This is a genomic window from Pseudonocardia sp. Ae331_Ps2, assembly GCF_001932405.1.
Taxonomy (GTDB): Bacteria; Actinomycetota; Actinomycetes; order Mycobacteriales; family Pseudonocardiaceae; genus Pseudonocardia.
The window spans coordinates 4394375-4400746 of sequence record NZ_MCIM01000001.1 but is presented as its reverse complement, the minus strand read 5'-3'; the positions used below and the strand labels follow the sequence as shown (position 1 = coordinate 4400746).

Sequence of the window (6372 nt, the reverse complement as noted above, 5' to 3'; positions counted from 1 at the left end):
CGCGGGGGCACACCCATCTCGAGGTACGGCGGACTCACGCCTGTGCGGCGGTGCCGTGGTCGTCTGTGGACTGCGGGGCGCTCGCCGGCCGCGTTCGGGGGGGGCGGGGGCGGCGGCCGCGGGCCTGCGCGGATCACCAGGACATGGCGGGTACCAGGTCGCCGTAGCTGTCCTCGCGCCGGAGCTGCGCCAGGTCGGAGTCGACCATCATCCGCATCAGCTCGGGGAACGACGTCACGGGCGTCCAGCCGAGCGCCGCCGTCGCGCGGGTGGTGTCCGCGCACAGCACCTCGACCTCGGCCGGACGCACCAGCGCGGGGTCGACCACGACGTGGTCGCGCCAGTCCAGCCCGACGTGCTCGAAGGCGATGCGCACCGCGTCCCGGACCGAGTGCATGACCCCGGTGCCGATCACCCAGTCGCCCGGCTCGTCCTGCTGCAGCATCGCGTGCATGGCCTGCACGTAGTCCCCGGCGAAGCCCCAGTCGCGGACCGCGTCGAGGTTGCCCAGGTGCAGCTTCTCCTGCCGGCCCGAGGCGATCCTGGCCGTCGCGAGCGAGATCTTGCGCGTCACGAACTCCGTGCCGCGGCGCGGGGACTCGTGGTTGAACAGCATCCCGGACACCGCGTACATGCCGAAGGACTCGCGGTAGTTGCGGGTGATGCAGTGGCCGTACACCTTCGCGACGCCGTACGGGCTGCGCGGGTGGAACACCGTCGACTCCGACTGCGGGGTCTCGGCGGCCTTGCCGAACATCTCCGACGACGAGGCCTGGTAGAACCGGATCCCGCCGCCGTCCGAGCCCCGCGAGCCGGACAGGCCGCCCACCATCCGGATGGCCTCGAGCATCCGCAGCACGCCCATGCCGTTCACCTCGGTGACCAGCTCCGCCTGCTGCCAGGACATCGGCACGAACGAGATCGCGCCGAGGTTGTAGACCTCGTCGGGCTGCACCCGGTCGACCACCGACACCAGGCTGGCCTGGTCCAGCAGGTCGCCGTACTCGAAGGACAGGTCGGCGGCGAGACGGCTGATGCGGGACTGGCGCGGGTTCGACTGCCCGCGGACCAGACCCCACACGTCGTAGCCCAGCGACAACAGGTACTCGGCGAGGTAGGAACCGTCCTGCCCGGTGATCCCGGTGATCAACGCGCGCCTCGGCATGGGGTCGTCTCCCTCCGACGTGTGGTGGGTGTCCCCCACTCCGGCGGCGACGGTAGGTTCGCGCCGACTAGTGATTCGTCGAGACATGACCGGTGCGCCGCACCGTGCTCTGGGGATTTCCGGGCCGCCGCCGTGGTCGGGTGCACGCGTCCGTTCCCCGCGACTCGCTCGCCGGGCCCGCCGTGCCGGAGAGGGACACCCGTGGTCCGAGATCTCGTCCTGTTCCTGCGCACCGGCCTGCGGCCGTACCGGCTCACCGTCGCCGGGATCGTGCTGCTGCAGCTGGTGCAGACCGCCGCCGTGCTGACGCTGCCCACCCTGGCCGCCGCGGTCATCGACATCGGCATCGTGCGTGGCGACGTCGGGTTCGTCGGCCGCATCGCGGCCGTGATGGCCGGGGTGGCGGTGCTGCAGGTCGTGGCGTCGGTCGCGGCCCAGTGGCTCGCCGCCCGGGTCGCCGCGCAGCTCGGCTACGACCTGCGCACCGCCGTGGTCTCGCGGGTGCTGTCACTGTCGGTCCAGCAGGTCGGCCGGTTCGGTGTCCCGTCGCTGATCACCCGCTCGGTGAACGACGTCCGGCAGGTGCAGCAGCTGTGTCTGGCCCTGTTCGACGTCGCGGTGACGGCCGTGGTGATGTCCCTGGGCGGGCTGGCGCTGGCGACGGCCCTGGACCCGTGGATCGGGCTGGTGCTGGTCGGACTCTTCGTGGTGGTGGCGGTGACCATCGGGCGGCTGCTGGTGCAGATGTTCCCGCTCTACGACCGGCTGCAGACCGCGACCGACCGGGTCAACCGGATCCTGCGTGAGCAGATCGCCGGGGTGCGGGTGGTCCGGGCGTTCGCGCAGGACCGCCGCGAGCACGCGCGGTTCGCCGGGGCGAACCGCGAGCTCCACGACCCGGGGCTGCGGCTGGGCTACCAGATGGCGACCTTCCCGGCGCTGGTCACCCTGATGATGAACGTGTTCGCGGTCGGCCTGGTGTGGCTGGGGGCGGGCCGGGTCGACGCCGGGCTCATGCCGCTGGGTGTGCTGACGGCGGTCCTGGGCTACCTGGCGCTGATCGTGCTGTCGATGGTCATGACGATCGTCGTCATCACCGGCGCGGCCCGGGCCCGCACCTCGGTCGCCCGGCTGACCGAGGTGCTCGACGCCCCCGTCCCCGAGCAGCCCCGCGTCCCGTCGTTCCCGACGGTCGGGCCGGCCGACGGCGGCCGGGTCGAGCTGCGCGGGGTCGGGCACGTCGCCCCGGGTGCCGAACGTCCGATGCTCGACGGTGTCGACCTGACCGTCGCCCCCGGCGAGACGGTCGCGGTGCTCGGCGGGACCGGCAGCGGGAAGAGCACGCTGTTGTCGCTGGTCGTACGGCTGCTCGATCCGACGTCGGGCAGCGTCCGGGTGGACGACGTCGACGTCCGGGAGATGGATCCCGACGAGCTGGCCCGCCGGGTCGGCCTGGTGCCGCAGACCGCGCAGCTGTTCGCGGGCACCGTCGCCACGAACCTGCGGTTCGGCGCCCCCGCCGCCACCGACGAGCAGCTGTGGGACGCGCTGGCCGCCGTCCGCGCGGACGAGCTGGTGCGCGGCCTCCCGGACGGGCTGGAGTCCGCGGTCTCGCCGGACGGCCGCAACCTCTCCGGTGGACAGCGACAACGGCTCGCGCTGGCCCGCACGCTGCTGCGCAGGCCACGCGTCTACCTGCTCGACGACTGCTTCTCCGCCCTCGACACCACCACCGAACGCGAGGTGCGTGCCGGGCTGGCGGCACGGACCGGCGGCGCGACGGTGCTGCTGGTCACCCAGCGGGTCGCCACCGCGGCCACGGCGGACCGCATCGTCGTCCTCGACGGGGGCCGGATGGTGGCCTGCGGAGACCACGACACGTTGCTGCGCGAGGACCCCGTCTTCGCCGAGATCGTGCGGTCCCAGCAGGCCGTGGCCGAGCCGGTCGTCGGGGGCCTGCGATGAGCGACGGCACGACGGAGATCACCGCGCAGGACACAGCGGAGGACACCGCAAACGGCACCGCGGACGGCACGGCACGGTCCGGGGGGCCGCGCGCGACGGCGAGGCGGGTCGCGGGACTGCTCGCCGCGCACCGCGCCGCGGCCGCACTGATCGTCGGGCTCGGGCTGGTGGCGACGGCGACGAACCTGCTGGGGCCCGTGCTCCTGGGGCGGGCGACCGACCTCGTCGCGGCCGGGCTGATCGGTCGCTCGGTGGGTCCGGACACCACCAAGGAGCAGGTCGTCGCAGGGCTGCGGGCGTCGGGGGACGAGACTCTCGCCCAGGTCGCCGGGACCGTCGACTTCACCCCCGGAGCGGGCGTCGACATGGCCGCCCTCGCCGCGGTCCTGACCGTCGCCGCGGTGCTGTTCGTGGGCTCGGCGCTGCTGGCCCGCTGGCAGGGCCGGGTCGTCGCGCGGGTCGTCCAGCGGATCCTGTTGGACCTGCGCGAACGTCTCGCCCGCAAGATCAGCCGGATGCCGCTGGCCGAGCTCGACCGCACCCCGCGCGGTGACCTGCTCAGCCGGGTCACCAACGACGTCGACAACCTGCAGCAGTCGCTGCAGCTGGCCGTCGGCCAGCTCTTCGTGACGGTGGCGAACGTCGTCGGGGTGGTCGTGGTGATGGCGGTGCTGTCCCCGACGCTGGCCGCGGTGGTCGTGGTCGCGGTGCCGGTCGCCGCGGTGCTGGCCGCACGGGCGGCGCGCCGCGCGCAGCCCCGGTTCGCCGAGCTGTGGCAGGCGACCGGCGCGGTCACCACGCACGTGGAGCAGGCCTACGGCGGGCACGCCCTGGTCAGCTCGATGCGCCGCCAGCAGGCCGTCGCCGAGGAGTTCGACCGCCACAACCGGGCACTGCGGGAGGCGGAGCGACGCGCCCAGGCCGTGACCGGCACGATCGAGCCGAGCACCCGCTTCGTGACCGACCTGGCCTACGTCCTGGTCGTCGTCGTGGGCGCCCTGCAGGTCACCGCGGGTGCGATGACGATCGGCGGCGTCCAGGCGTTCACCCAGCTCGTGATGATCTTCAGCAGGCCGGTGGTGAGCCTGGCCGGGTTCTCCGCGCAGATCCAGTCCGGACTGGCCTCGGCCGAGCGGGTGTTCGCGCTGCTCGACGCCCCCGAGCAGTCCGCCGACCCGGTCGACCCGGCCCGGCCGGCGACGGTGCGGGGGCTGGTCGAGTTCGACCGGGTGGGCTTCCGCTACCGCCCCGACACGCCGCTGATCGAGGACCTGTCCCTGCGGGTGGAGCCCGGCTGCACGGTGGCGGTCGTCGGTGCGACCGGTGCCGGGAAGACGACGCTGGGCAACCTGCTGCTGCGCTTCCACGAACCGCACGCCGGGCGGGTGCTGCTCGACGGCGTCGACGTCGCGACGATGGCCCGTGACGAGCTGCGGCGCATGATCGGCGTCGTGCCGCAGGAGCCGTGGCTGTTCGGCGGCACGATCGCCGAGAACATCGCCTACGGCCGTCCGGACGCGAGCCGCGAGGAGGTCGTGGCGGCGGCGCGGGCCACCTGCGTCGACGAGATGGTGCGCCGGCTCCCCGACGGCTACGACACCGTCGTCGACGTCGACCGGCCCGGGGTCAGCGCCGGTGAGCGCCAGCTGATCACGCTGGCCCGGGCGTACCTGAGCGACCCGGCGGTACTGCTGCTCGACGAGGCGACCAGCTCCATCGACACCCGCACCGAGGTGCTGGTGCAGGAGGCGATGGCGGCGGTGCGGCGCGGCCGTACCGGGTTCGTCATCGCGCACCGGTTGTCCACCGTGCGCGCCGCGGACCTGATCGTCGTCATGGACGCCGGACGGATCCTCGAGCGCGGCTCGCACGCCGAGCTCCTCGCCCGGGGCGGGGCCTACGCCCGGCTGCACGCCGCCGGGACGACCGCCGATGACGCATCTGGGGTTTTGCCCGCTGCTGCCGGGGTTGACTCCGGGCAGGGGGACGGCGCGCAGATCCGGACCCCGTGAGGCGGTACCCGCACCCGCGAAGGGACGAGATGACCACGAGCACCGAGAGCCGACCGGCCGGCGACCCGATCCCGGACGACGGCACGACGCCCTGGATCCGCCGCTACCACCCCACCCGGTCCGCGACCCGGCGGCTCGTGTGCTTCCCGCACGCGGGCGGGTCGGCCAGCTACTTCCACCCGGTCTCCGCCCGGTTTCCCGACGACGACGTGGTCGCGCTGCAGTACCCGGGGCGGCAGGACCGCCGGCACGAGCCGTGTGTCACCGACATCGACGAGCTCGCGGACCTGATCGCCGCCGAGCTGTCGCGGCTCTCGTCGCTGCCCACGGTGTTCTTCGGGCACAGCATGGGGGCGACGCTGGCCTTCGAGACCGCCTGGCGGCTCGAACGCGACGGTGCGGGCCCCGGCGCGGTGGTGGTCTCCGGCCGCCGTGGACCGACCACGAGCCGTGACGAGGCCGTGCACGAGCTCGACGACGACGGCGTCCTCGCCGAGATCACGCTGCTCGACGGCACCGACTCCGCGGTGCTCGCCGACGACGAGGTCCTCCGGATGTCGCTGCCCGCGATCCGGGGCGACTACACGGCGATCGAGGGCTACCGCTGGACCCCCGGCCGGACGCTGTCCTGCCCGCTGGTGTCGCTCACCGGGGACGCCGACCCGCGCACCACCGTCGAGGAGGCCGCGGCGTGGTCGGAGGTGGCCACCGGGGGCTTCCGCTCCCGGGTGTTCCCCGGCGGGCACTTCTTCATCGCCGCGCAGGCGGCCGCGGTCCAGGCCGAGCTCGCCCGCGAGCTGGACGGCGTGGCCCGGTGAGCCGGCCAGCCGCCGTCGCGCTGTGGGTGCTGCAGGTGGTGCTCGCGCTGGTGTTCGTGGGCTCGGCGTTCGGGAAGCTCACCGGCGACCCGGCGATCGTGGCGGTCTTCGACGCGCTAGGTCCCCTGGCCTGGCTCCGCTACCCGGTCGCGGTGGCGGAGATCGTCGGCGCGGTCGGGCTGCTCGTCCCGGCGACGACGGCACTCGCCGCCGCCGCGCTCACCCTGCTGATGCTCGGCGCGGTGTCGGTGCACCTGTTCGTCGCGGGTGGGTCCGTGGTCCCCGCACTGGTCGTGCTGGTGCTGTGCGCGGTGACGCTCGTCGGCCGCCGGAAGGATCTCCTGCGTCCGGTGACCGCCGGGCGGACGGGACCCGCCGGCGAACGGTCCTGACCCGCTTCGCCGGGGCCCGC

At 73.8% G+C, this 6372-nt stretch carries 5 protein-coding genes; 4 read left to right on the top strand and 1 reads right to left on the bottom strand.

The window, feature by feature from the left end:
* Nucleotides 1-133: 133 nt before the first annotated feature.
* Nucleotides 134-1165, bottom strand: coding sequence for a GDP-mannose 4,6-dehydratase (locus tag Ae331Ps2_RS21135; RefSeq protein ID WP_020627527.1), 1032 nt, complete (start codon nt 1163-1165; stop codon nt 134-136).
* Nucleotides 1166-1366: 201 nt separating this feature from the next.
* On the opposite strand from Ae331Ps2_RS21135, the gene Ae331Ps2_RS21130 reads away from it, so the two are divergent.
* The 4 genes from Ae331Ps2_RS21130 to Ae331Ps2_RS21115 are packed head-to-tail and all read left to right on the top strand — an operon-like array spanning nt 1367 to nt 6352.
* Nucleotides 1367-3130 (top strand): ABC transporter ATP-binding protein, encoded by a 1764-nt coding sequence (locus tag Ae331Ps2_RS21130; RefSeq protein ID WP_075306871.1) that lies wholly within the window; start codon nt 1367-1369, stop codon nt 3128-3130.
* Nucleotides 3127-5142 carry an ABC transporter ATP-binding protein gene (locus tag Ae331Ps2_RS21125; protein ID WP_075306873.1) on the top strand — a complete coding sequence of 672 codons (2016 nt, stop codon included), beginning with the start codon at nt 3127-3129 and terminating at the stop codon, nt 5140-5142. The genes Ae331Ps2_RS21130 and Ae331Ps2_RS21125 overlap by 4 nt, the downstream gene beginning before the upstream one ends.
* Before the next feature lie 29 nt (nt 5143-5171).
* Entirely contained in the window at nt 5172-5960 is a 789-nt protein-coding gene (locus Ae331Ps2_RS21120; protein WP_083695834.1) for a thioesterase II family protein, read from the top strand.
* On the top strand, nt 5957-6352 hold the full coding sequence (locus tag Ae331Ps2_RS21115; protein WP_075306875.1) for a DoxX family protein: 396 nt from the start codon (nt 5957-5959) through the stop codon (nt 6350-6352). Before Ae331Ps2_RS21120 ends, Ae331Ps2_RS21115 begins: the two co-directional genes overlap by 4 nt.
* Nucleotides 6353-6372 lie beyond the last annotated feature (20 nt).